Annotated in this window: 21 protein-coding genes; 13 read left to right on the top strand and 8 right to left on the bottom strand. The window is 73.7% G+C overall.

The window, feature by feature from the left end; genetic code table 11:
- Nucleotides 1–56: 56 nt before the first annotated feature.
- Nucleotides 57–2,849 carry an immune inhibitor A domain-containing protein gene (locus ABZS80_RS03230; RefSeq protein ID WP_355054225.1) on the bottom strand — a complete coding sequence of 931 codons (2,793 nt, stop codon included), beginning with the start codon at nucleotides 2,847–2,849 and terminating at the stop codon, nucleotides 57–59.
- 240 nt (nucleotides 2,850–3,089) lie between these two features.
- The gene (gene acs / locus ABZS80_RS03225; RefSeq protein ID WP_355054224.1) at nucleotides 3,090–5,078 is read right to left on the bottom strand and encodes an acetate--CoA ligase; all 1,989 of its coding nucleotides are present in this window, start codon (nucleotides 5,076–5,078) and stop codon (nucleotides 3,090–3,092) included.
- Between the two features lie 257 nt (nucleotides 5,079–5,335).
- Between acs and ABZS80_RS03220 the strand changes: the two genes are divergently transcribed.
- The gene (locus ABZS80_RS03220) at nucleotides 5,336–6,082 is read left to right on the top strand and encodes an oxidoreductase (RefSeq protein ID WP_355054223.1); all 747 of its coding nucleotides are present in this window, start codon (nucleotides 5,336–5,338) and stop codon (nucleotides 6,080–6,082) included.
- Between the two features lie 59 nt (nucleotides 6,083–6,141).
- Here ABZS80_RS03220 and ABZS80_RS03215 read toward each other — a convergent pair whose 3' ends face one another.
- Complete coding sequence (locus ABZS80_RS03215) at nucleotides 6,142–6,951, bottom strand: HAD-IB family hydrolase (protein WP_151462054.1); 810 nt, start codon at nucleotides 6,949–6,951, stop codon at nucleotides 6,142–6,144.
- Between the two features lie 347 nt (nucleotides 6,952–7,298).
- Nucleotides 7,299–7,913, bottom strand: coding sequence for a DUF6518 family protein (locus tag ABZS80_RS03210; RefSeq protein WP_355054222.1), 615 nt, complete (start codon nucleotides 7,911–7,913; stop codon nucleotides 7,299–7,301).
- A 135-nt stretch (nucleotides 7,914–8,048) separates the two neighbouring features.
- On the opposite strand from ABZS80_RS03210, the gene ABZS80_RS03205 reads away from it, so the two are divergent.
- Nucleotides 8,049–8,669: an RNA polymerase sigma factor gene (locus ABZS80_RS03205; RefSeq protein WP_355054221.1), complete on the top strand. Its 621-nt coding sequence runs from the start codon at nucleotides 8,049–8,051 to the stop codon at nucleotides 8,667–8,669.
- Nucleotides 8,666–9,634: a CU044_5270 family protein gene (locus ABZS80_RS03200; RefSeq protein ID WP_355054220.1), complete on the top strand. Its 969-nt coding sequence runs from the start codon at nucleotides 8,666–8,668 to the stop codon at nucleotides 9,632–9,634. The genes ABZS80_RS03205 and ABZS80_RS03200 overlap by 4 nt, the downstream gene beginning before the upstream one ends.
- A gap of 73 nt (nucleotides 9,635–9,707) precedes the next feature.
- Here ABZS80_RS03200 and ABZS80_RS03195 read toward each other — a convergent pair whose 3' ends face one another.
- Nucleotides 9,708–10,154 carry a hypothetical protein gene (locus ABZS80_RS03195; RefSeq protein WP_355054219.1) on the bottom strand — a complete coding sequence of 149 codons (447 nt, stop codon included), beginning with the start codon at nucleotides 10,152–10,154 and terminating at the stop codon, nucleotides 9,708–9,710.
- A gap of 285 nt (nucleotides 10,155–10,439) precedes the next feature.
- On the opposite strand from ABZS80_RS03195, the gene ssd reads away from it, so the two are divergent.
- The 7 genes from ssd to ABZS80_RS03160 all read left to right on the top strand — a co-directional run bounded on the left by ssd (nucleotide 10,440) and on the right by ABZS80_RS03160 (nucleotide 15,657).
- On the top strand, nucleotides 10,440–11,543 hold the full coding sequence (ssd, locus tag ABZS80_RS03190) for a septum site-determining protein Ssd (RefSeq protein ID WP_355054218.1): 1,104 nt from the start codon (nucleotides 10,440–10,442) through the stop codon (nucleotides 11,541–11,543).
- On the top strand, nucleotides 11,540–12,751 hold the full coding sequence (locus ABZS80_RS03185; protein WP_355054217.1) for a TadA family conjugal transfer-associated ATPase: 1,212 nt from the start codon (nucleotides 11,540–11,542) through the stop codon (nucleotides 12,749–12,751). Before ssd ends, ABZS80_RS03185 begins: the two co-directional genes overlap by 4 nt.
- A complete protein-coding gene (locus ABZS80_RS03180; RefSeq protein ID WP_355054216.1) occupies nucleotides 12,748–13,848 on the top strand; it encodes a hypothetical protein in 1,101 nt (366 codons plus the stop codon). The genes ABZS80_RS03185 and ABZS80_RS03180 overlap by 4 nt, the downstream gene beginning before the upstream one ends.
- Nucleotides 13,848–14,582: a type II secretion system F family protein gene (locus tag ABZS80_RS03175; RefSeq protein WP_355054215.1), complete on the top strand. Its 735-nt coding sequence runs from the start codon at nucleotides 13,848–13,850 to the stop codon at nucleotides 14,580–14,582. Before ABZS80_RS03180 ends, ABZS80_RS03175 begins: the two co-directional genes overlap by 1 nt.
- 21 nt (nucleotides 14,583–14,603) lie before the next feature.
- Entirely contained in the window at nucleotides 14,604–14,771 is a 168-nt protein-coding gene (locus ABZS80_RS03170) for a DUF4244 domain-containing protein (protein ID WP_013283643.1), read from the top strand.
- 137 nt (nucleotides 14,772–14,908) lie between these two features.
- Nucleotides 14,909–15,226 carry a TadE family type IV pilus minor pilin gene (locus tag ABZS80_RS03165; RefSeq protein ID WP_355054652.1) on the top strand — a complete coding sequence of 106 codons (318 nt, stop codon included), beginning with the start codon at nucleotides 14,909–14,911 and terminating at the stop codon, nucleotides 15,224–15,226.
- Between the two features lie 62 nt (nucleotides 15,227–15,288).
- The gene (locus ABZS80_RS03160) at nucleotides 15,289–15,657 is read left to right on the top strand and encodes an Rv3654c family TadE-like protein (protein ID WP_355054651.1); all 369 of its coding nucleotides are present in this window, start codon (nucleotides 15,289–15,291) and stop codon (nucleotides 15,655–15,657) included.
- A 65-nt stretch (nucleotides 15,658–15,722) separates the two neighbouring features.
- On the opposite strand, the gene ABZS80_RS03155 is transcribed toward ABZS80_RS03160, so the two are convergent.
- The 3 genes from ABZS80_RS03155 to ABZS80_RS03145 form a co-directional block, all read right to left on the bottom strand.
- The gene (locus ABZS80_RS03155; protein ID WP_355054214.1) at nucleotides 15,723–16,301 is read right to left on the bottom strand and encodes a hypothetical protein; all 579 of its coding nucleotides are present in this window, start codon (nucleotides 16,299–16,301) and stop codon (nucleotides 15,723–15,725) included.
- 111 nt (nucleotides 16,302–16,412) lie between these two features.
- On the bottom strand, nucleotides 16,413–16,619 hold the full coding sequence (locus ABZS80_RS03150; protein ID WP_313723462.1) for a hypothetical protein: 207 nt from the start codon (nucleotides 16,617–16,619) through the stop codon (nucleotides 16,413–16,415).
- Nucleotides 16,620–16,722: 103 nt separating this feature from the next.
- Entirely contained in the window at nucleotides 16,723–19,116 is a 2,394-nt protein-coding gene (locus ABZS80_RS03145; RefSeq protein WP_355054213.1) for a DEAD/DEAH box helicase, read from the bottom strand.
- Nucleotides 19,117–19,251: 135 nt separating this feature from the next.
- On the opposite strand from ABZS80_RS03145, the gene ABZS80_RS03140 reads away from it, so the two are divergent.
- The 3 genes from ABZS80_RS03140 to ABZS80_RS03130 all read left to right on the top strand — a co-directional run bounded on the left by ABZS80_RS03140 (nucleotide 19,252) and on the right by ABZS80_RS03130 (nucleotide 22,710).
- On the top strand, nucleotides 19,252–19,608 hold the full coding sequence (locus tag ABZS80_RS03140) for an STAS domain-containing protein (protein WP_151462042.1): 357 nt from the start codon (nucleotides 19,252–19,254) through the stop codon (nucleotides 19,606–19,608).
- Nucleotides 19,608–20,045 carry an ATP-binding protein gene (locus ABZS80_RS03135; RefSeq protein ID WP_355054212.1) on the top strand — a complete coding sequence of 146 codons (438 nt, stop codon included), beginning with the start codon at nucleotides 19,608–19,610 and terminating at the stop codon, nucleotides 20,043–20,045. Before ABZS80_RS03140 ends, ABZS80_RS03135 begins: the two co-directional genes overlap by 1 nt.
- A gap of 316 nt (nucleotides 20,046–20,361) precedes the next feature.
- A complete protein-coding gene (locus ABZS80_RS03130) occupies nucleotides 20,362–22,710 on the top strand; it encodes a sodium-translocating pyrophosphatase (protein ID WP_355054211.1) in 2,349 nt (782 codons plus the stop codon).
- The last annotated feature ends 12 nt before the right edge of the window (nucleotides 22,711–22,722 follow it).

Genomic DNA, 22,722 nt, shown 5'->3' with positions numbered 1-22,722 from the left:
AGTGTGCTCCAGACAGGCCCCGCCGTGTGGCTCCGACGCGCCCTCGGCGTGTCAGGTCACGGTTTCGGTGGGGTCACCCACACCATGGCGTACGCGTTGTCCCGCGGCGCCCACTTGATGGTGATCGAGACGCCGTACGCGACGCCGGCGTCCCGCGGGTTGCCGGTGCCCAGCACGATGGCCCCGCCGCCGAGCGTCGAACCGTAGTAGTCCGTCGCCGGCGTGCCGTCCGGGTTGACCACCCGGGTCGTGTACTTCGCGTTGCCCTTCGACGGGATGACCACCGAAGCGTCGTTGTCCCGGGCGAACGCGGAGCCGTCCCGGATCTCGATGCCCGGGTACCAGCCCTTGGCGTCGGTGAACCCCTTGACCGGCGCTTGGGCGTGGAACTTCGTGCAGTACTCGCTGTACGGCTCGTCCGCCGCCTCCAGGCACTCCCGGAACGGGTACGTCGGCTTCAGGGTGAAGGCCGCGTTGGACGACTGCGGGCGGCTGGGCAGGTTGTCCAGCACCGACGGGTCCTTGACGGCCGCCTCGCCCTTGCGGCGCAGCGGGTCGTTGTGCGAGTCGACGATCAGCAGACCGCCCTTGGCCCCATAGCTGGGCAGCGCGGTCATCTGCGCGGTGACGTGGTTGACGTCGCCCAGCTCCGTGTCCCGGTACCAGACCAGCATGCCCGGGGCGTTGTACGCGATCCGGTCGACCTTCCACGCCTCGTGCGAGTAGATCGTGTCGTACGCGTACTTCAGGCCCTTGTCGAAGCCGTCGAAGTTGCGCCACTCGGCCAGGTAGTAGTGCGCCTTGACCTGGGTGCCCGAGTCGGTGTGCCAGCCCGCGCCGCTGGTGTCGGTGAAGGTGCCACCGGTCTGGGTCCAGCCGTTGGCGCCGCCCTCGACGTCGTCGCTCCAGGTGGTGGCGCCGCCGCCGGTGACCGAGAAGTCGTCGGCGAACCAACCGCGCTCCTCGAACGCCTCGTCCGTGGCGTACCGCAGCCGGACCTGGATGGTCTGGCCGGCGTACGACGACAGGTCGACGTAGTCGTGCCGCCAACCGCCGGTGGTGCCGGTCAGGCCGTACTTCTTGTTGCCGAAGTCGACCATCCGCCCGTTCGGGTCGGCGTAGCCGTCGTCGGTGGTGACGAGCTTGCCGGTGTCGTCGTACACCTTCCGCTCGGTCCAGGTGGTGCCGCCGTCGGTGGACACCTCGACGAAGCCGTAGTCCCAGTCGGCCTCGATGACGTAGTTGTTCCACATCCAGAACTTCGCGTCCGCGGCGTTCGGGACGGTCACCGTCCGGCTCAGCTTGACGTCCGCCCAGCTCTGGTCGGCGCCGGAGTACCACATGTTGGCGCCGCTGTGCGGCTGCGCGAGCGTGATCACCTTGTCCGGCAGGTTGATCTTGATGCCGTCCTCGGTGCCGACCGGCGTCCGTGACGTCTGGCCGAGCTTGACCAGCCGCGAACGGTCACCCGCGTTGACCTCCAGCGGGTCGGCCCAGCCGAGCACCCACTTGTCCCAGAGGCCCATGTGGGTCGGCAGCGCCTGGAAGATCTCGCCGGTGTGCGACCCCGAGGCCATCAGGTCCCAGAAGTCGACGTCCGAGTCGGCGTTGCCGGAGGTGTCGTAGAGGTCCGGCAGGCCGAGGTCGTGGCCGAACTCGTGGGCGAACACGCCCACGCCGGCGTCCTCCGGCTGCACGATGTAGTTCGACACCTTGAGGTTGGTGCCGGGGATTGTGTAGCCGCCGGCCACGGTCGAGGAGTGCGCCCACACCGAGTAGACGCCCACGTCGCCGCCGCCGCGGGACTTGCCCTGGTTGGCGTGCACCAGCACCAGGTGGTCGATCACGCCGTCCGGCTCGTGGACGTTGCCGTCGCCGTCGCGGTCGCTCTGGTCCTCGATGTCGTAGTCGGCCCACGGGAAGCTCGGGTCCGCGGCCGCCAGCGCGTCGATCGCGTCGGTGGCGAGGCGGCCGGCGCCCTGCGGGTTGTCCGGGTGGCCGTTCATCGACTGCTCACGGCCGGCGACCCAGTTGCCGTTCTCGTCCTGGAAGCAGCGGGAGGCCGCGTACCAGCCCTCCGAGTGCGGCACCGTGATCCACGGGCTCGCCTGCCCGTCCACGGTGTACGCGTTCTTGGACATCTCCAGGTACATGTTGTGCATGGTCCGGCCGGCGAGGCTGATGCCCGGCTTGCCGTCCGGCCCCTTGAGGTCCTTCCGGACCCGCTCGGTGATGCCCTGCTTCGTGTAGAGCATCTTGTCGTAGTGGGCCGGCGAGAAGTCCGGCACCCACATCGAGTTGTTGTCCTTGTGTGGCAGCGTGGCCGGGTTGGGGATGGTGTTGTGCCGCGGCCCGTTCTGGACGGTGCCCGGCACGCAGGTCCGGTCCTCGAAGACGGTCTTCGGGACCATCACGTTGGTGAAGTCGTCGTTCGCCTTGTCGTTGAACTCGACCAGCAGGGTCAGCAGCTTGGCCGTCTGGGTGCTCTTGGCCTTCTTGAACTTGCGCGGGCTCTGACCCGTCCGGATGGCCTTGGCCTCGGTCCTGGCCAGCTCCCGCGCGGCGACGGGGTTGCCCCCGGCGTACTTGCGGTCGTAGGCCCGGGCCTCGTCCGCCGCCGCGGTGAAGACGCCGTCCCGACCCTTGACCTCCTTGCCGCCGGTGTCCGGCTGCACCTCGGGCTCGGCGTAGTTGATGTAGTACTCGTCCGCTCCGATCGTGACCGGCGCGGGGCCGGACGTCTGGGCGGCCGCGCTGCCCGTCACGGTCAGCGACGTGGCGGCGAGGGCGATGGCGGGCAGCGCGACGAGTAGGCGTCGGCGTGACCCGGTCCGTGGAAATGTGTGCATGCCACTCCGTTCGTAGGGCATGGGGGGAGAGAGTCGGCCGACCGGCCGTCGCAGTGACGTCCGTCTAATCCAGCCGATGCGGCTGAACCTAAATGAGAAGGGTCCCTCACCGACAGGGGTGAACTGCCCCTCTGCCCGTTCAGCCTGCCGCGCCTCCACCGAACTTCCGATTCGTGGCCGGAAAACGACGATGGGTGACGGCCCGTCCGGACCGTCACCCACCTCGGGGCACGCCTGCCGTCAGTCCTCGTCGGACTTGCCGCCACCCATGCCCGAGGAGATCAGGTCCATCACCGAGGAGTCCTGGAGCGTGGTGACGTCGCCGAGCGACCGGTTCTCCGCGACGTCGCGCAGCAGCCGGCGCATGATCTTGCCCGAGCGGGTCTTCGGCAGCTCGGGCACGAGCATGATCTGCCGCGGCTTGGCGATCGGGCCGAGCGTCTTCGCCACGTGGTTGCGCAGGTCGGCGATGAGCTGCTCGCCGGCCTCGCCGGAGATGTCGGTGCTGCCGCGCGGGATGGCGAACGCCACGATCGCCTGGCCGGTGGTCGGGTCGGTCGCGCCGACCACCGCCGCCTCGGCCACCGACGGGTGGCTCACCAGCGCGGACTCCACCTCGGTGGTGGAGATGTTGTGGCCGGACACCAGCATGACGTCGTCGACCCGGCCGAGCAGCCAGATGTGCCCGTCGTCGTCCTTCTTCGCGCCGTCACCGGCGAAGTAGACCCAGTCGTCCCCGTGGTTGGCGCCGGCGCCGAAGCGCGACCAGTAGGTCTCGATGAAGCGGTTGTCGTCGCCCCAGATGGTGCGCAGCATCGACGGCCACGGCTCCCGGAGCACCAGGTAGCCGCCACCGCCGTTGGGCACCGACTGGCCCTGGTCGTCCACCACGTCGGCCACGATGCCGGGCAGCGCGGTCATGGCCGAGCCGGGCTTGGCGTGGGTGACGCCCGGCAGCGGCGAGATCATGATCGCGCCGGTCTCGGTCTGCCACCAGGTGTCCACGATGGGCAGCTCGCCCCGGCCGACGTGCTGCCGGTACCAGATCCACGCCTCCGGGTTGATCGGCTCGCCGACGCTGCCCAGCAGGCGCAGCGAGGACAGGTCGTAACCGGCGGGGATGTCCTCGCCCCACTTCATCATGGTGCGGATCAGGGTGGGCGCGGTGTACAGGAGGGTCACCTTGTACTTGTCGACGATCTCCCAGAACCGGCCCTTGTGCGGGGTGTCCGGGGTGCCCTCGTACATGACCTGGGTCGCGCCGTTGGAGAGCGGGCCGTAGACGATGTAGGAGTGCCCGGTGACCCACCCGATGTCGGCGGTGCACCAGTAGACGTCCGTCTCCGGCTTGAGGTCGAAGACCGCGTGCGTCGTGTACGACGTCTGGGTGAGGTAGCCGCCGGTGGTGTGCAGGATGCCCTTCGGCCGGGCGGTGGTGCCGCTGGTGTAGAGGATGTAGAGCGGGTGCTCGGCGTCGAACGGCTGGGCGGTGTGCTCCGGCGAGGCCGTCTCCACCGTCTCGTGCCACCAGTGGTCCTTGCCCGACCAGGCGACCTCCTCGCCGGTGCGGCGGACCACCAGCACGTGCTCCACCGACGGGCACTTCGCCACCGCCTCGTCGACGGTCGGCTTGAGCGCGGACGGCTTGCCCCGGCGGAAGCCGCCGTCCGCGGTGATCACCACCTTGGCGCTGGCGTCCTGGATCCGGTTGGTCAGCGCGTCGGCCGAGAAGCCGCCGAAGACCACGCTGTGCGTGGCGCCGATCCGCGCGCAGGCGAGCATCGCCACCGCGGCCTCGGGAACCATCGGCAGGTAGATCGCCACCCGGTCACCGGCCGTGACGCCCAGGTCGGTCAGCGCGTTCGCCGCCTGGCAGGTGAGCCGGTGCAGCTCCGCGTAGGTGACGGTGCGGGTGTCACCCGGCTCGCCCTCCCAGTGGATCGCCACCTTGTCGCCGCGGCCGGCCTCCACGTGCCGGTCCAGGCAGTTGTACGCCACGTTGAGCTGACCGCCCACGAACCACTTCGCGAACGGCGCGTTGGACCAGTCGAGCACCTGGTCCCACTGCCGGGCCCAGTGCAGGCGCCCGGCCTGGCGCTCCCAGAAGGCGAGCCGGTCCTCGGCCGCCTCGGCGTACGCGTCCGCGGTCACGTTGGCGTTCGCGGCGAGTTCGGCCGGCGGCGGGAACTGGCGCGTCTCGTTCAGCAAGTTGGCCAATGCCTCGCTCATGCGGTGACTCCTTCATCGCGTGACCTGCGTCTCCTACCCGGGAGAGGTTAGTCCCGGCGCGGCCCCCGCCGCGACCGCCCGCGCACCGACCACGCGCCCAGTAGCCCTCCGCGCGCGCCGAGCTGTAAGGAAGGGTCCCTTCTTAACGCCTCCGGTAGAGAGGGGTTCCCTTCTCACCGCTCGGCCGCGGGCGTGGTACGCGTCGCTTCCCGGCGGCTGGCACTCCGGCAGGCTGCCGGGATCGCTAGCGTGGCGGGGTGACCACCGACCCGCTCGCCCCACTGCTCGCGCTCGCCGACATCGCGCCCGCCGTCGAACGCGCCCGCGACCGGGTCGACGGGGCCCACCGGCACCGCGCGCTGCGCCGCCAGGGCGGCCAGGTCGCCGCCGAGGTCAGCCTCCGCTCGGCCGTGGCCAGCACCGCGCTGGAGGGCCGGGTGCACGACCGCGAGGAGGTACGCGCCGGCACGGTCACCGACCCGCTGCTCCAGGGCGCGCTGCGGGTGGCCGGGGCGCTGCCCGGGCTGAGCGAACTCTGGCCGAAGGCGCCCCGCCAGGCCCTGGCCCGGCTGCACGTGCTCGCGGCCCGCGACGTCGTGACCGAGGCGGAGCTGGGCCGCCCGGTGGCCGACCCCGTGGTGGCGGCCCGCCTCGACGGGCTGGCCGGGCTGGTCGCCGGGGGCACGAAGGTGCCGCCGCTGGTGCTCGCCGCCGTGGTGCACGGCGAGCTGCTCAACCTGCGCCCGTTCGCCGGGCCGTCCGGGGTGGTGGCGCGCGCCGCCGCCCGGCTCGTGCTGATCTCCACCGGGTTCGACCCGCGCGGGCTGGTCGCCGTCGACGTCGGCCACCGCGAGCGGGAGCCCGAGTACGTCGGCGCGGCCGGCGCCTTCGCCACCGGCACCCCGGACGGGCTGCGCTCCTGGCTGCGCCACTACATGGCGGCCGTGGAGATCGGCGCGGAGCAGATCACGCTCATCGGCGACGAGATCCTCGCCGCGTCCTGATCCTTTTCGGCAGCGTCCCCGGGCTGCCGTGGTCGCGCCACGGGTGGGGCGCCGAGCGGTCAGGCGGTCGGGGTGGCCGCGGCGCGGGTGCGGCGGTGCCGCCCGTACCAGGCGATGCCGATCGCCACGCCGACGCCCACGCCGAGGGCCGCCGCGGCGACCGGCACGGCCGGGCGCTCCCGCAGCCGCCGGCCCAGCGGGATCGGGTGGCGGAACTCCAGCACCGGCCAGGAGTTCTCCACGGCCAGCTTGCGCAACGCCCGGTCCGGGTTGACCACGGTCGGGTGCCCCACGCACTCCAGCAGCGGCCGGTCACTGTACGAGTCGGAGTAGGCGTACGAGTCGGCGAGGTCGTAGCCGCGTGCCAGGGCCAGTTCGCCGACGGCGTCGACCTTGCGCGGGCCGGCCGCGTAGAACTCGACCTCGCCGCTGTAGCGGCCGTCCGCCACCGCCATCCGGGTGGCGATCACGTCGGTCACCCCGAGCAGCTTGCCGATGGGGCGGACCATCTCCTCGCCGGAGGCGGAGACCAGCACCACGTCCCGCCCGGCGGCCTGGTGCTCCTCGATGAGGGCGGCGGCCTCGGCGTACACGTAGGGGTTGATGAGCTCGTGCAGCGTCTCCGCGACGATCTGGCGGACCTGTTCCACCGGCCAGCCCTTGCAGAGCGTGGCGAGGTAGTCCCGGGTGCGGGCCATGGTCTGCTCGTCGGTGCCGCCCAGCCGGAACATCAGCTGCGCGTACGCCGACTTGACCACGTCACGGCGCGTGATCAGCCCGTCCCGATAGAACGGCCGACCGAACGCCAGTGCGCTCGACTTGGCGATGACGGTCTTGTCGAGATCGAAGAAAGCGGCACTTCGGCCCACGGCGCGAAAGTCTAGCCCGACGGGGCGCCGCCGTCGGGTCCCCGGGGCCTCCGGAACGGATCGATCGGGGTGCACCACTCCTCTGAGTGACGGCTGTCACACACTCGTACCATGAATTAGCGTTGCGTGGAGTGGACACCACTCGACGTATAAGGGTCCATTGCGGCATGCTTGTGCTCGCGACGAGACTTCACGTCCCGTCGGACAAGAAGGCTCTCGGCGGTTGCACCCCCCGTGACCGCTGAGTGGGTTCGGCTCGACCCCCCCGGAGCCGAACCTCACGACGACCCCCGTCTCCCCCCGACGGGGGTCGTCCCTTTCCCGGGTGATCCGGACCGGACACCGGCTCAGCGACCGGCCACCGCGAAGCCCACGAAGATGACGGCGGCGATCGGCAGCGCGGCGGCCAGCGCGAGCGCCCGCCGGCGGTGCGATCCGCCCACCAGCACGACGGCCAGGATGCCGAGCGCCACGTCGATCGCGACGTTCCACTCCGCGCCGGGTGGATAGGCGGGGTCCCGGGCCCGGCCGGCGAACCGTGCCGCCTCCTCGAAGAAGACGGCGGCCGGCAGCGCGGTCCCGAGGATCTGCCGCACGCCGTCCCGGCGCGCCCAGTCGCCGCCGACGCCGAAGACCACCCCGGCGACCACCCCGAAGGCCATCCAGAGCAGCGATGTCGGCGCCCACACCACGGCCGGGTCGTCGCCTTGGAGGAGCGTCGCCGTGAGGTAGTAGCTGGGCACCGCGACGACGAGCAGGACGGCGGCGCCCAGCGCCGACCGCACCGGGCCCGACCGGACCAGGCAGCCGAAGGCGAAGGCCGCGACGGCCCAGGTGGCGGTGGAGTTGCCGAGCTCGGCGAAGGGGGACGGGACCCACTTGATCCACACGAAGTCGAGGGAGCCGAGCAGGAGGCCGCCCAGCACGGCGGTGAGCGCCACCGTCCGATGATCACAGCGCACGGCGGGAAGCATACTCAGTATGCGGTTCTGCTCGGTGTGGCCGGTCTCCCCGTCGCGAACACTCCCGCCGCCATCGGCGAAGTACGGATGAGCCCTCGGCCGTGCAGGAGGGATGTGGGAACAGAAGGAGAATCCATGGGTGTGGTGACACGGGACGTGTGCACCGCCGCCGAGGAGACGGACGCGGAGATCATCAGCCGGATGCACGGGGATCCGGCGGTGTTCGACGCCATCTTCGACCGCTACTACCCGGCGATCCACGGCTACGCCACCCGGCGACTCGGCCGGGACCTGGCCGACGACGTGGCGGCGGAGACGTTCCTGGTCGCGTTCGACCACTGGCGGCGGTACGACACCACGCAGCACAGCGCGCGGCCCTGGCTGTTCGGCATCGCGTCCCACCTCATCGCCGGGCACCGGCGGGCCGAGGCGCGGCGGTACCGGGCGCTGGCCCGCGCGGAGCACACCACCGCCGCCGACCGCGAGAGCCGCGACGGGCCGGCCGACCAGGTGGCCGTACGGCTGGACGCCCAGGCCGTGCGCGGGCGGCTCGCGGCGGCGCTGGAGGGGATCGCACCGGCCGACCGGGAGGTGGTGCTGCTGGTCGCCTGGGCGGATCTGACCTGCGAAGAGGTGGCCCGCGCGCTGGCGATCCCCGCCGGCACCGTCCGGTCCCGGCTGCACCGGGCGCGCACGAGATTGCGGGCGGCGCTGGGTGGCGTCGACCCGACGGCAACCGGAGAGGAATCCGAGTGATCGACGACATCACCGCGCTGCGGGAGAGCTGGAGCGAGGTCGAGCCGCCCTCGCCGGACGCTCAGCGCCGCGCCCGGGCGGCCCTGCTGGCCCGGATCACCGAACGCGAGGCCACCCCGCCGAGCCGGCCGGAGCGGCACGGCCGGCGCCTGCCGGGCTGGGCCTGGCGGTCCGGACTCGCCGCGCTCGGGGCGGCCGCCCTGGTCGCCGGGGTGGTCACGGCCGGCGGCCTCGGCCCGGCGACACCCCCGGCGCCCTACGTGGCGAGCGGGCCGGTCGCGCAGACCTTCGAACTGGCCGCCGTGCACGCCGAGACCGAGCCGTTCACGCGACCGCGCCCCGACCAGTGGACCTACGTCGAGCTGAGGATGGTCCGCGGCAAGATCGCTCGGGACAAGGGCCAGGCCACCCGCGAGACCACGCGGTCGTGGCAGCGTGCCGACGGGCGGCAGGCTGCCGAGATGATCGACGGCAAGCTCGAAGTCATGCCGGAGAGCACGGATCCGCCGCAGGTCATGCCGCCGCAGGACTACCCGACGCTGGCCGGGCTGCCCACCGATCCGCGGGCGCTGCTTGACTGGCTGCGGACCCGGAGTCAGTCCGGCAAGGACGGCGACGCCGTCTCGTTCCTGCTCATCGAGTCGATGCTCCGGGACAACGTGCTGCCGCCCGGCGTGAAGGCGACCCTGCTGCGGGCCCTGGCCCTCATCCCGGGTGTCACCCGGTCCGGCGAGCCGGTCGACTTCGACGGGCGCCCGGCGATCGCGCTGGGGATGGTGCAGGACGGCTGGCGGCAGGAGGACATCCTGCTCGACCCGACCACCCACGAGTTCCTCGGCAGCCGGACGGTCGTGGTCGAGGACCACACGACCCCGGAGGGGGTCAGCCTGAGGAAGGGCGACGTCGAGGTCGAGCTGGTCCGGATCGCCGGGAAGATCGTGGACGCGCCGGGCCGGACCGGCTGACCATCGGGTACGCCGACAGTCGCGTGGGCGGGCGGCCGGACCGTGGTGGTCCGGCCGCCCGCGCCACGGTGGATCAGGACTTGACCAGGTCCACGATCGACGTGTCGTAGACCACGTACTGCTGGTACTCGGCGTCGTAGGCGGACGCCTCGGTGCTCACCTCGGCAGCGCCCTTGCCGAACGGCGTGGTGTCGTTGGGGGTGGCCGCGGCCGTCCAGGCCACGGGTGCGCCCGGGGTGCAGGCGACCAGCGCGTCGAAGCGACCGCGGACCAGCACCTTCTTGACCACCTGGTCGACCACGCCGCTCACCGTGACCGAGGTCGGCTGGCTGCAGGTCACCGTGCCGTGCACGATCGCCTTGCCGCTGATCGTGCTGGCCGTGCCGTCGGGGGAGACGGCCAGCCCCAGTTCGAGTGGCACCGTCTCCGCCTGTGCCGGCGAGGCGGCCACGAGCCCGCCCAGTGCCCCCGTGATCGACAGGCTGGCCGCCAGGGCCGCCCTCCGCCAGGTTCTCTGCATCCCCGTTCCTCTCTCTGTGGTCCGACAGCCGGGCATCTGGTCACCCGAACACTGCTGTCAGTGAATTATCGCGGGGACGGCCGCCGCCGTTACATCGCTCCGACAGATCCGTGCATAAAGGACGGTCGGCGGCGACGGGGCGGCCCATAGCAGATCGATCGGGCGACCGGCGGCTGTCCACAGGCGGTCCCGTCGTCCACAGCCGCACCCGGTCGGGCACCAGTGCGCCGGATCCGTTGGCAGGCTGCTCCGCGGCACGTCCGAGTCCGACCGCTGGAGGCCGCCATGCCACCCCGCACCCCGCTGCCGCCGTACCGCCGGCTGCCCCTCCTCGTCACCGCTGACGGCGACCTCCTCGACGAGCTGCTGCGGCTCGCCGCGGCCGGCGGCACCGAGGTCGAACTGGCCGCCGATCCCGCCGCCGCGCGGGCCCGCTGGACGCCGGCGCCGCTGGTGCTGGTCGGCGCCGACCAGGCGCAGGCCTGCCTGCGGGCCCGCCTCCCACGCCGACCCCGGACGGTGCTGGTCGGCCGCTCCGGCCAGCTCGATCCGGGTACGCAGGTCGCCGAGCTGATCGGCGCCGAGCACGTCGCCACCCTGCCCGCGGCCGAGCCGTGGCTGGTCGACCGGTTCGCCGAATGCGCGGACGAGCCCCCGGGCGGTGGCCCGTCCCGGGTCGTGGCCGTGCTCGGCGGCCGGGGCGGCGCCGGGGCCAGCGTGCTGGCCGGCGGCCTCGCCGTCACCGCGGCCCGGGCCCGGCTGCGCACCCTCCTGGTGGACGCCGACCCGCTCGGCGGCGGCCTCGACCTCGTGCTCGGCTGGGAGCAGCTCGAAGGGCTGCGCTGGCCCGGGCTCACCGGCACCGACGGCCGGGTGGACCCGCCGTCGCTGGTCCGCGCCCTGCCCAGCCGCGGCGACCTGGTCGTGCTCTCGTGGGACCGGGGCGCACTGCGGCACCTGCCGGCCGAGGCGATGGCCGCCACCGTCGACGCCGCCCGCCGGGGCCGCGACATGGTCGTCCTCGACCTGCCTCGACACCTGGACGACGCGGCCGTGGTCGCCCTCCAGGCGGCCGACCGGGCCCTGGTCGTCGTGCCGGCGGAGCTGCGGGCCACCGCCGCCGCGGCCCGGGTGGTCGCCGCGGCCGCCCCGCACTGCGCCGAGCTGGCGGTGATCGTGCGGGGCCCCGCCCCCGGACGGCTGAAGGCCGGCGAGGTGGCCCGCGCGCTGGGGCTGCCGCTCGCCGGCACCCTCCGGCCCGAGCCGGGGCTCTGCCGAGGACTGGAACGGGGCGAGGCGCCGGCCGCCAGCGGGAAGGGCCCCCTCGCCGTGCTCTGCCAGCGGCTCCTCGACGAGCTGACCGGCCTGCCCGCGGCGGGTGCGGCGTGAGCGGCCCGGCCGACTCCGGGGACCTGGCCGTGCGCGTCCGGCACCGGTTCGCCGCCGAGGCCACCCCGGTCACTCCCGCGGCCATCGTCTCCGCCGTACGCGCCGAGCCGGACGCCGCCGTGCTCGGCGACACCGCCCTGCTCCGGATCGCCGACCGGGTCCACGACGACCTCGTCGGCGCCGGTCCACTCGCACCGCTGCTCGCCGACCCGCAGGTGACCGACGTACTGGTGAACGGCACCCGGGTCTGGGTCGACCGGGGGCGGGGGCTGCACCAGGTGGCCGTGCCGCTCGGGACGGTCGACGACGTGCGCCGGCTGGCCCAGCGCCTCACCGCGGCCGCCGGACGCCGGCTCGACGACGCCTCCCCGTACGCCGACGCCCGGCTGCCCGACGGCACCCGCCTGCACGCCGTGCTGCCACCCGTGGCGACCGACGGGCCCTACCTGTCGCTGCGCACCTTCCGGCAGCGGCCGTTCACCCTCGACGAGCTGGTCCGGCAGGGCACCGTGCCCCGGCCGGTCGCCCCGCTGCTCGCCGCCGTGGTGGCCGCCCGCCTCGCGTACCTGGTGACCGGCGGCACCGGCTCCGGCAAGACCACCCTGCTCAACACGCTGCTCGGGCTCGTGCCCGGGACCGAGCGCATCGTGCTGGTGGAGGACGCCTCCGAGCTGCGGCCCGTGCACCCGCACGTGATCGGCCTTCAGGCGCGGACGTCGAACGTGGAGGGAGTCGGGGCGGTCGGGCTGAGCGACCTGGTCCGGCAGGCGCTGCGGATGCGACCGGACCGGCTGGTCGTGGGCGAGTGCCGGGGCGCCGAGGTGGTCGACCTGCTCGCCGCGTTGAACACCGGCCACGACGGCGGGGCCGGGACGCTGCACGCCAACGCCCCGACGGACGTGCCGGCCCGGCTGGAGGCGCTCGGGATGCTCGGTGGCCTGCCCCGGGCCGCCCTGCACGCCCAGGTCGCCGCCGCGCTCCAAGTGCTCCTGCAGGTCCGGCGGACCACGGAGGGTCGGGTGCTGGAGTCGATCGGCCTGCTCCTGCCCGAGGGACCCGAGCGGCTGGTCACCGTGGTTCCCGCCTGGATACGCGGGCGCGGGCTCGGGCTGGCCGCCCGACCGCTCGGCGCTCTGCTGCGCGAGCGGGGCGTGACCGTGCCGCCGATCCTCTGCGCGGCGTGGCCCGGCTCGGCGGGTCCGTCGTGACCGCTCAGGTGTGGCTGGTGGCGGTGCTCCTGGCCGGCGCCGCGGCAACGGTCGCCTGGCCGGTACGCGCCAACCGCGTCCGCCGGCACGCCGTCCTCGACCTGGGAAGACCCTCCGGTCCGGGCGGCCCCGGCACGATGTGCGCGGGCCCGGGACCGGTGGGGCCGACGTCTCATCCTGGCCTTCCCCAGCGGTCCGGCGCGCTGCTGGGACATCCCCTTCCGGACCGGCCGCCGGGACGACGCGACCCGACCCGCCCGGCCACCGGGCCCGGTCCGACCGATCGTGCGCGCCGGCCCCGGATGGGCGCGGCTCTCGTCCCGACCGATCGTGCGCGCCACGTCCGGCTGGCCAGCGCTCTGGTTTCCACCGTTCGCACCCTCACCTTGCGGCCGGACGCCGCTTCCATCCCCACCGACCACGCCCCCGGGCTCCGGCCGGCCACCGGACTTCCCCTCCGGGGATCGGGTGTCGCCTCGACGTCGAGCGGGCCCGCCGCTCATGCCGCGCTGTCCGGGCGGGCCGCCCTGCCTGCGGCGGCCGTGGTCGGCGCCGGGGCCGGTGCGCTGCTCGGCGGCCCGGTGGGCGCGCTGGTCCTGGCCGCCTACGGCACGCTCGCCGCCCGGGCGGTGCTGCGCCGGCGGGACCGCCGGGCGAGCGACCTGGCCCACCGCCGCGATCTCGACCAGATCGGCGCGCTCGCCGCCGACCTGCGGGCCGGGCTGCCGGCCGGCGGCGCGATCGCCGACGGGCCGCAGCGCGTCGTCCGGTTGGCACGAGCCGCCGTGCGGCTGGCCGACCGCACCGGAGCGCCCCTGGCCGAGCTGCTGGAACGGGTCGAGGCCGACGCCCGGGCGGCGGACCGGGGCCTGGCCGCGGCAGCCGCCCAGGCGGCCGGCGCCCGGGCGACCGCCTGGCTGCTCGCCGCGCTACCGCTCGGCGGGATCGGACTGGGGTACGCCATCGGCGTCGACCCGGTGACGGTCCTCCTGCACACCCCGGTCGGCGGCGGCAGCGCCCTCGCGGCAGTGGCGCTCCAGATCAGTGGTCTGCTGTGGGCGGAGCGCCTCGGCACGGCACCCGGGCGGGCCGCCTGATGCCGCGGCAGGTGGTGGCCGCGGCCTGCCTGGGCGCGGCGGCGTTGCTCCTGGTCGCGTCCGGGCCGGCCGTCCGGCCCGCGCGGCGGCTGCATCTTCTCGCGCTCACCCGGCGGGCGGAGCGGAGCCGCCCCGCCTGGTGGCCGGACCGGATCCGGCTCGGCGCCGGCTTGGGGGGCGTGGCGGCACTGGTCGTGGTGGGCGGCTGGCCCGGTGCGCTCGTCGGTGCGCTGGCCGCGGTGGCCGCCGATCGCCTGCTGCGCCGCATCGAGCCACGGGCCGTCCGGGACCGCCGGCTCCGGGAGACCGCCGACCTGCCCCTCGCCGCCGACCTGCTGGCCGCCGCGCTCCGGGCCGGCGCACCGGTGGACCGCTCGGTCCTGGCCGTGGCCGAGGCGCTCGGTGGGCCGCTCGCCGACCGGCTCGGCCGGGTCGGGCGGACGCTGGAACTCGGCGGCACGGCGGCGGAGGCGTGGGACCACCTGCGACCCGTGCCCGGGGCGGACCGCCTGGTGACCGGCGCGGTCCGCTCGTCGAGCAGCGGCGCGGCGCTGGCCGGCGCGCTCACCCGGCTCGCCGACGACCTGCGGTCCGACCGCTCGACCGCGGCCGAGGCGGCCGCCCGGCGGGCCGGCGTGCTCATCGTGTTGCCGCTCGGGCTCTGTTTCCTGCCCGCCTTCATTCTCGTCGGCCTGGTGCCGGTGATCGTCGCCGTCCTCGGCGACGTGCTGTGAACCCGAGAAAGGAAGTACGACATGCGCAAACTCCTCACCCGCCTGCGCGGGGACGCCGGGATGAACACGGCCGAGTACGCCGTCGGCACCCTCGCGGCGGTCGCCTTCGCCGGGATCCTGCTGAAGGTGCTCACCTCCGGCAACGTGCAGTCCGCGCTCACCGCCGTCATCGACCGGGCCTTGAAGTGACCCGTCGCCGGTGGGCCGGCCGCCAGCCCGGACCGGACCCGGGCTCTCCGCCCGGCACGACAGGCACCGGGCGCCCGGAACGGGTCGGCGGCCGGCGGCCGTGGGGTGCGCGGGAGCGGGGCTCGTTCACGGCCGAGTTGGCGGCCGGCCTGCCGGCGCTGATGCTCCTCCTCTTCGCCGGCCTCACCGCGGTCGACGCGGTCACCACCCGGGCGGGCTGCCTCGACGCGGCCCGCGAGGCGGCGCTCGCGGCCGCCCGGGGCGAGCCGGGGTCGACGGCCGGCTCCCGGTACGCCCCGGCCGGCGCGGACATCTCGGTGACCGTGGCCGGCGACCGTGTCACCGTGACCGTCCGGGCGCCGGTCCGGAGCTTCGGCGCCCGGCTGCCCCGGCTCACCGTGTCGGGCACCGCGGTCGCCGCCGTCGAACCCGGAGCCCCCGGACCGCAACCGTGACCGCCCGCCTGGGGACCGGGCCGGCCAGTCGGCGGCGTTGCCGGGCAGGCTGGGCTGCGAGCCTGGTCAACGGGCGGCCACACCGCGGCGCCGACCGGGGTGGGGCGACCGTGTGCCTGCTCGCGGTGGGGATGGTGCTCGTGCTGGTCGGGCTCTTCGGCGCCGGGCTCGGCGCGGCCCGGCACGCACGCCACCAGGCCCGGAACGCCGCGGACTTCGGGGCTCTCGCCGGTGCCGGCCGGGCACTGGAGGGCGCCGAGGTGGCGTGCGGTCGGGCCGCCGATCTGGCCGGGGCCAACGGCGGCCGGCTGACGGCCTGCCGGCTCGACGGGCTCGACGTCGTCGTCACGACGGAGGTGCGGGTCGCCCCACTGCCCTGGCTCGCCCGCGCGGCGACCGCCACCTCCCGGGCCGGCCCGGCCCGAGGCTGACGACCGCGGCCGGTGCCGGAGCGGGACTCCACCGCTCCGACACCGGCCGCGTCGAGCCGTCGGCGTCAGCGGGCCTGGAGGGCGTCCAGGCCGACGGCCATGGCGATCACGAGTCGCCGGTCGATCTGCGGCTGGTGGATGTCGACCACGTACCGGTCGCGCAGGCCCCACTTCTTGTCGACCGAGAACACCGGCTGGCCGCCCGCCACGAAGTCGAAGTGGTAGGGCAGCCAGGAGAGCGAGTCCACGAAGCGGCGCAGCAGGGCCACCGGCAGGCTCCGCTCCTGCCCGGTCATCTGCGGCAGGCCGGCCTGCTCGACGTGCCAGGTGGAGCGCAGCAGCGACTGGGCGAAGTCCTTGCGGAACAGGCCGATGGGGTTGCCCGCGTGGTCGGTCACGTCGTACGTGGCGCCGAGGTCGAGGCGCTGCCGGGCCTTGAAGCCGAGCAGGGGGTACTGCTTGGAGTCGTCGGTGTAGATGGTCACCTGCTCCTTGAAGGCGAGCCGCTTCTGCTGCGCGAACGCGAGCAGCCCGCCCTCCGAGCCGTCCGGCGCCACCGAATGGACCTCGTACTGGTTGACCATCATCCGGATCCGCTGCCGGACGATGAACCGCTGCTGGGCCTGCAAGCTGTCGAGCTGCATCTGGTCTCCTTGAAGAGGCGAACGCCGGAGTCTCGCACAGCCCGGCCGTCACCGCGTGCCCCCGACCGGCGCGGTCCGACGGGTGACCGCTCGCCCGGCGGCCGGCAAGGGTCAGCGGCCGCCGTCGACCGTCGCCTTCATGGCCCAGGCGTTGAGCACCTGGTGGATGCCGCGCAGGCGCTCGTTGATCTGCTCCAGGCGCTCCGCCTGGGCCAGGTTGGCCAACGCGACACCCAGCGCGATCTGCTGGTCGGGGGTGAGGTTCTCCTGGTCGATCGTGTAGAGCAGGTCGACGGTCTCGGCGATGGTGTCGGCCACGGCGGTACCTCCGGCGCGAAGAAGCTCGGGGATATGGAAGCGCTCCCATGCATCAATGCCCCGATGCCGTCCGACTCATGCGCCCGTCCCACGAACCAGGAGGTCAGTCCGCGGCCCGCCCCTCCTGCCGGGGCAGCACAGCCCCGCGCCCACCCTCGGCGGCCGCCAGGTTGGCGAGCACCACGTCGAGGACCTTGACCGCGTCCGGCTTGGAGAGCGGGTTGTTGCCGTTGCCGCACTTCGGGGACTGCACGCAGGAGGGACAGCCCGACTCGCACCCGCACTCGGCGATCGCGTCCCGGGTGGCGCGCAGCCAGGCGGCGGCCGTCCCGTACGCCCGCTCGGCGAAGCCCGCCCCGCCCGGGTGGCCGTCGTAGACGAAGACGGTGGGCGCCTCGGTGTCCGGGTGCAGCGCGGTGGAGAGCCCGCCGATGTCCCACCGGTCGCAGGTCGCCATGAGCGGCAGCAGGCCGATCGCCGCGTGCTCGGCGGCGTGCAGCGCCCCCGGGATGTCGGCGGCCTCCACCCCGGCCGCGGCCAGCGACTCCGGCGAGAGCGTGAACCAGACGGCGACGGTGCGCAGCTCCCGCGCCGGCAGGTCGAGCGGCCGGGTGTCGATCACCTCGCCGGTGGCGATCCGCCGCCGCTGGTACGACACCACCTGGCTGGTCACATCCACCTCGCCGAGGAAGAGCCCGACCGGCCCGGCGTCCACGTAGGACCGGACGGACACCACGGACAGCGAGGTGACGTCCCGGGCGTGGGTGGACCAGTCCGGCTCCTCGGCGTGCACCAGCGCGCACCCGTCGGCCAGGTCGAGCGAGTCGACCACGTACGAGACGCCCTGGTGCAGGTAGACCGCACCGGAGTGCAGCAGGAAGTGCGAGGAGCCGCCGTCGACGGTGCCGAGCAGCCGGCCCGTGGACTCCTCCACCACGCAGACCGGCGCTCCGCCCTCGCCGCGCAGGTCGACCTCCGGGCGTTCCCGGTGCCGCCAGTACCAGCCGGTGGGCCGCTGCCGCAGCGCCCCCGCCTCGACCAGCGAGTCGACCGCCTCCTTCGCGCCCTCGCCGAAGAGTTCCAGGTCGGCCGGGGTGAGCGGGGCCTCGTGCGCGGCGCAGGCGAGCTGCGGTGCGAGCACGTACGGGTTGGCCGGGTCGAGCACGGTCGCCTCGACAGGCCGCCCGAACAGCGCCTCGGGGTGGTGCACCAGGTAGGTGTCGAGCGGGTCGTCCCGGGCCACCAGCACGGCGAGGGCCTCGTCGCCGGAGCGGCCGGCGCGGCCGGCCTGCTGCCACAGCGACGCCCGGGTGCCCGGCCACCCGCAGATCAGCACGGCGTCCAGCCCGACCAGGTCGACGCCGAGTTCCAGGGCGTTGGTGGAGGCGAGCCCGAGCAGGTCGCCGGTGAGCAGCGCGCGTTCCAGCTCGCGGCGCTCCTCGCGCAGGTAGCCGGCCCGGTAGGCGGCCACCCGGTCGCCGAGCCCGGGCACCGCCTCGTCGAGCGCCCGCCGGGCGTTCGCGGCGACCACCTCCGCGCCGCGCCGGGACCGGACGAAGGCGAGCGTGCGTACCCCCTCGATCACGCTGTCGGCCAGCAGGTCGGCGGTCTCCCGCAGCGCCGAGCGGCGGACGGACACCAGGTCGGCGACCTCCTGATCAGCGGAAGAGGAGGGCAGCAGCGGCGGTTCCCAGAGCGCGAAGGTCACCCCGCCGCGCGGCGAGGTGTCCTCGGTGACGGCCGTGACGGGCAGGCCGGTGAGCCGGCCGGCCGCCGTCGCCGGGTCGCCCGACGTGGCGGAGGCCAGCACGAAGACGGGGGTACGCCCGTAGCGCGCGCACTGCCGGCGCAGCCGCCGCAGCACGTGCGCCACGTGCGAGCCGAACACGCCCCGGTAGGTGTGGCACTCGTCGACCACCACGTACGCGAGCCGGCGCAGGAAGCCCGACCAGTGCGCGTGCCCGGGCAGGATGCCGTGGTGCACCATGTCGGGGTTGGTCAGCACGAACCGGGAGTGCCGGCGGATCCACTCCCGCTCGGTGCGCGGGGTGTCCCCGTCGTAGGTGGCGGGGCGTACCCCCTCCAGCTCCAGGCCGGCGACGGCGCGGAGCTGGTCGGCGGCGAGGGCCTTGGTGGGAGCCAGGTAGAGCACCGTGGCGCGCGGGTCGGCGAGCAGGGTGCCCAGTGCCGGCAACTGGTACGCCAGCGACTTGCCGGACGCCGTGCCGGTGGCCACCACGACGTGCTTCCCCGCGTACGCCAGCTCGGCGGCCTCGGCCTGGTGCCGCCACGGTGCGAGCACGCCGCGCCGCGCGAACGCCGCCCGCAGCTCGTCGGGCGCCCAGTCCGGCCACGGCGCCGGCTCGCCGGCCCGGGCCGGGACCCGCTCGACGTGGGTGACCGGGTCGGCGGCGTGCCGCAGGCGCAGCCGCCGGAGCAGCTCTCCCGGCGCCCGCCCGGGGCCACTGCCCGGCGGCGCGGTAGGTGCACTGGTCACGTCCTGCACTCTCGCACTGGTGTTCGGAATTGAAAACCGGGGGGCCTGGGTATGGGGAAGCCTTCGCCGGTGACCTGGAAGGGCCCGCGCGGGGGGATGGTTAGATGCCCAGAAGAGCTTACCGAGGAGGGACCGATGGAGCTGTCGCTGGCGACCCGCACCGTGGGGGAGCACACGGTGCTCGAGGTCGGCGGTGAGGTGGACGTCTACACCGCGCCGCGCCTGCGGGAACGGCTCCTGGAGCTGATCGACGGCGGTGCCCGCCGGGTCGTGGTGGACCTCGGCCGGGTGGACTTCCTCGACTCGACGGGCCTCGGCGTGCTGGTCGGCGCGCTCAAGCGGCTCCGCTCGGCCGGCGGTTCGTTCGCGCTGGTCTGCGACAAGGAGCCGCTACTCAAGATCTTCCGGATCACGGCCCTGGACCAGGTCTTCCCGTTGCATCCCACGGTCGACGCGGCGATCAACGCCGACCCGACCGGCGCCGGCGCGTGATGGCGACCGTCAAGCTCTCGTTCTCCCCGGCTCCGGTGCACGTCCGCACCGCCCGCCTGGTCGGCGTCGCGGTGGCCCGGCGGGCCGGGGTGCGCGAGGACCTGCTCGACGAGGTGCGCCTGGCCATCGGCGAGGCGTGCACCCGGGCGGTCGCGCTGCACCGGCAGTACGGGCTGCCCGACCCGGTCTACGTGGAGATGTCCGACAGCGGGGCGTACACGGTGCGGGTGGTGGACCGCGCCCCGATCGAGGCGAGCATCGGCCTCGCCGCGCTGCCCCCGGACGAGCTGGCCAAGGAGTCGCTCAGCGAGGACGCGCTGACCACCGGGGTGGGGTTCGCCCTGCTCGCGGGCTTCGTCGAGGACCTCCAGGTCCGTCCGGTCGACGACGGCGTCGGCACCGAGGTCCGGATGGTCTGGCCGGCCGGCCGCGCCTGACCCCTGTCCTTCCGCAGGCCGCGTTCCCCTCGGGGAGCGCGGCCTCGTCGTGCTGCCCGGCCCTTATATCAGATTTCCTCACATAGCACAGTTACGAAGATCATCGAGACACCCTGGCCCCTCGGTGTGACCCTCACCACGCCGGAGGGCTACAGTACCCGGGTTGTCAGCAAGTGACCCGACTCGCAGCCAGCGGGAATGGGTGTTCATCGCTGGTCCGCCGGGGTGGGTTGGCGCGCGCTTGCGAGTCCGCAATCCAGGCGTCGGTCCGTGCGTCTCCATGGCCGGCGCGAGTGTTCGGTACAGGAGGACATAGATGTCCGGGACCTTGGCCGCCGACGGCGGCGCACTGTCCCTTACCGGAGCCAACGTGACGTACGTCGTCATCGCCGCGGTCATCGCGCTGGTGGCGCTCGTCTTCGCGGCCGCCCTCACCAGGGCGGTCCTGGCGGCCGGTACGGGAACCACCAACATGCAGGAGATTTCCGGGGCGGTGCAGGAGGGCGCGTCGGCGTACCTGCTGCGGCAGTTCCGCACCCTGGCGATCTTCGTGGTGATCGCCGTCGTGCTGCTGTTCCTGCTGCCGGTGCACGACACCGACGGCAGCGAGACCCTCGTGAAGATCGGCCGGTCGGCATTCTTCGTCGTGGGCGCGCTGTTCAGCGCGTTCATCGGCGGCGCCGGCATGTGGCTGGCCACCCGCGCCAACCTGCGGGTCGCCGCGGCCGCCCGGGAGCGGGAAGGCGGGCGCGAGGGCGCCATGAAGATCGCCTTCCGCACGGGTGGCGTCGTCGGCTTCCTCACCGTCGGTCTCGGCCTCTTCGGTGCGGCGCTGGTCGTCATCCTGTTCAAGGGTGACGCCCCCACCGTGCTGGAGGGCTTCGGCTTCGGCGCCGCGCTGCTCGCCATGTTCATGCGGGTCGGCGGCGGCATCTTCACGAAGGCCGCCGACGTCGGCGCCGACCTGGTCGGCAAGGTCGAGCAGGGCATCCCGGAGGACGACCCGCGCAACGCCGCCACCATCGCCGACAACGTGGGCGACAACGTCGGTGACTGCGCCGGCATGGCGGCGGACCTCTTCGAGTCGTACGCGGTCACCCTGGTCGCCGCGCTGATCCTGGGCCGCGCCGCGTTCGGCGAGGACGGCCTGGTCTTCCCGCTGATCATCTCCACCATCGGCGTGCTGGTCGCCATCGTCGGCGTCTTCATCACCCGGCTGCGCACCAGCGACCGCAACGGCCTCACCGCGATCAACCGGGCCTTCTACCTGTCCGCGGTGATCTCCGCCGTGCTGGTGGCGATCGCCGCGTTCGCCTACCTGCCGGCCACCTTCGGTGAGCTGCAGGGCGGGCTGACCGACGTCGACCGCAACCCGCGGCTCGTGGCCATCGGCGCGGTGGTCATCGGCATCGTGCTGGCCGCCGCGATCCAGGCGCTCACCGGCTACTTCACCGAGACCAACCGGCGCCCGGTGCAGGACATCGGCAAGAGCTCGCAGACCGGCGCCGCCACCGTCATCCTCGCCGGCATCAGCGTCGGCCTGGAGTCGGCGGTCTACTCGGCCCTGCTCATCGGCGCGGGCGTCTTCGGCGCCTTCCTGCTCGGCGGCAGCTCGATCACGCTGTCGCTGTTCGCGGTGGCGCTGGCCGGCACCGGCCTGCTCACCACCGTCGGCGTCATCGTCGCCATGGACACCTTCGGCCCGATCTCGGACAACGCCCAGGGCGTGGCCGAGATGTCCGGCGACATCGACGAGCACGGCGCGCGGACGCTGACCGAGCTGGACGCGGTCGGCAACACCACCAAGGCGATCACCAAGGGCATCGCGATCGCCACCGCGGTGCTGGCGGCGACCGCGCTGTTCGGCTCGTACACCGACACGCTGCGCTCCTCGTACGAGGACGCGGGCGTGGGCGACGTCGGCACCGAGATCCTCAACTCGCTGAACGTGGCCAACCCGCGCAACCTGGTCGGCCTCATCATCGGCGCCGCGGTGGTCTTCCTCTTCTCCGGACTGGCCATCAACGCGGTCTCCCGCTCGGCCGGCGCCGTGGTGATGGAGGTCCGCCGGCAGTTCCGCGAGCTGCCCGGCATCATGGACCGCACCCAGCGCCCCGAGTACGGCAAGGTCGTCGACATCTGCACCCGGGACGCGCAGCGCGAGCTGATGACCCCCGGCCTGCTGGCCATCCTGGCCCCGATCGCGGTGGGCTTCGGCCTGGGCCCGGGCGCGCTGGCCTCGTACCTGGCCGGTGCGATCGGCGCGGGCACCCTGATGGCGGTCTTCCTGGCCAACTCCGGTGGCGCCTGGGACAACGCCAAGAAGCTGGTGGAGGACGGCGCGTACGGCGGCAAGGGCTCCGAGTCGCACTCCGCGACCGTCATCGGCGACACCGTCGGCGACCCGTTCAAGGACACCGCCGGCCCGGCGATCAACCCGCTGATCAAGGTGATGAACCTGGTCTCGCTGCTGATCGCGCCGGCCGTGGTGGCCTGGAGCGTGGGCGACGACAAGAACCCCGCGCTGCGGATCACGATCGCCGTGGTGGCCGCGCTGATCATCGTGGCCGCGGTGGTGTTCAGCAAGCGCAAGGGCATCGCGATGGACGACTCCGACAGCGGTGCCGGCACCCCGGACCAGCAGGTGGAGACGGTCAACGCCTGACCCGGACGACGC

It is taken from the genome of Micromonospora sp. NPDC005305, assembly GCF_040607315.1.
In the GTDB taxonomy this organism is placed as follows: domain Bacteria; phylum Actinomycetota; class Actinomycetes; order Mycobacteriales; family Micromonosporaceae; genus Micromonospora.
The sequence above is the reverse complement of the archived record's forward strand: the minus strand, read 5'-3'. Positions and strand labels throughout refer to the sequence as shown.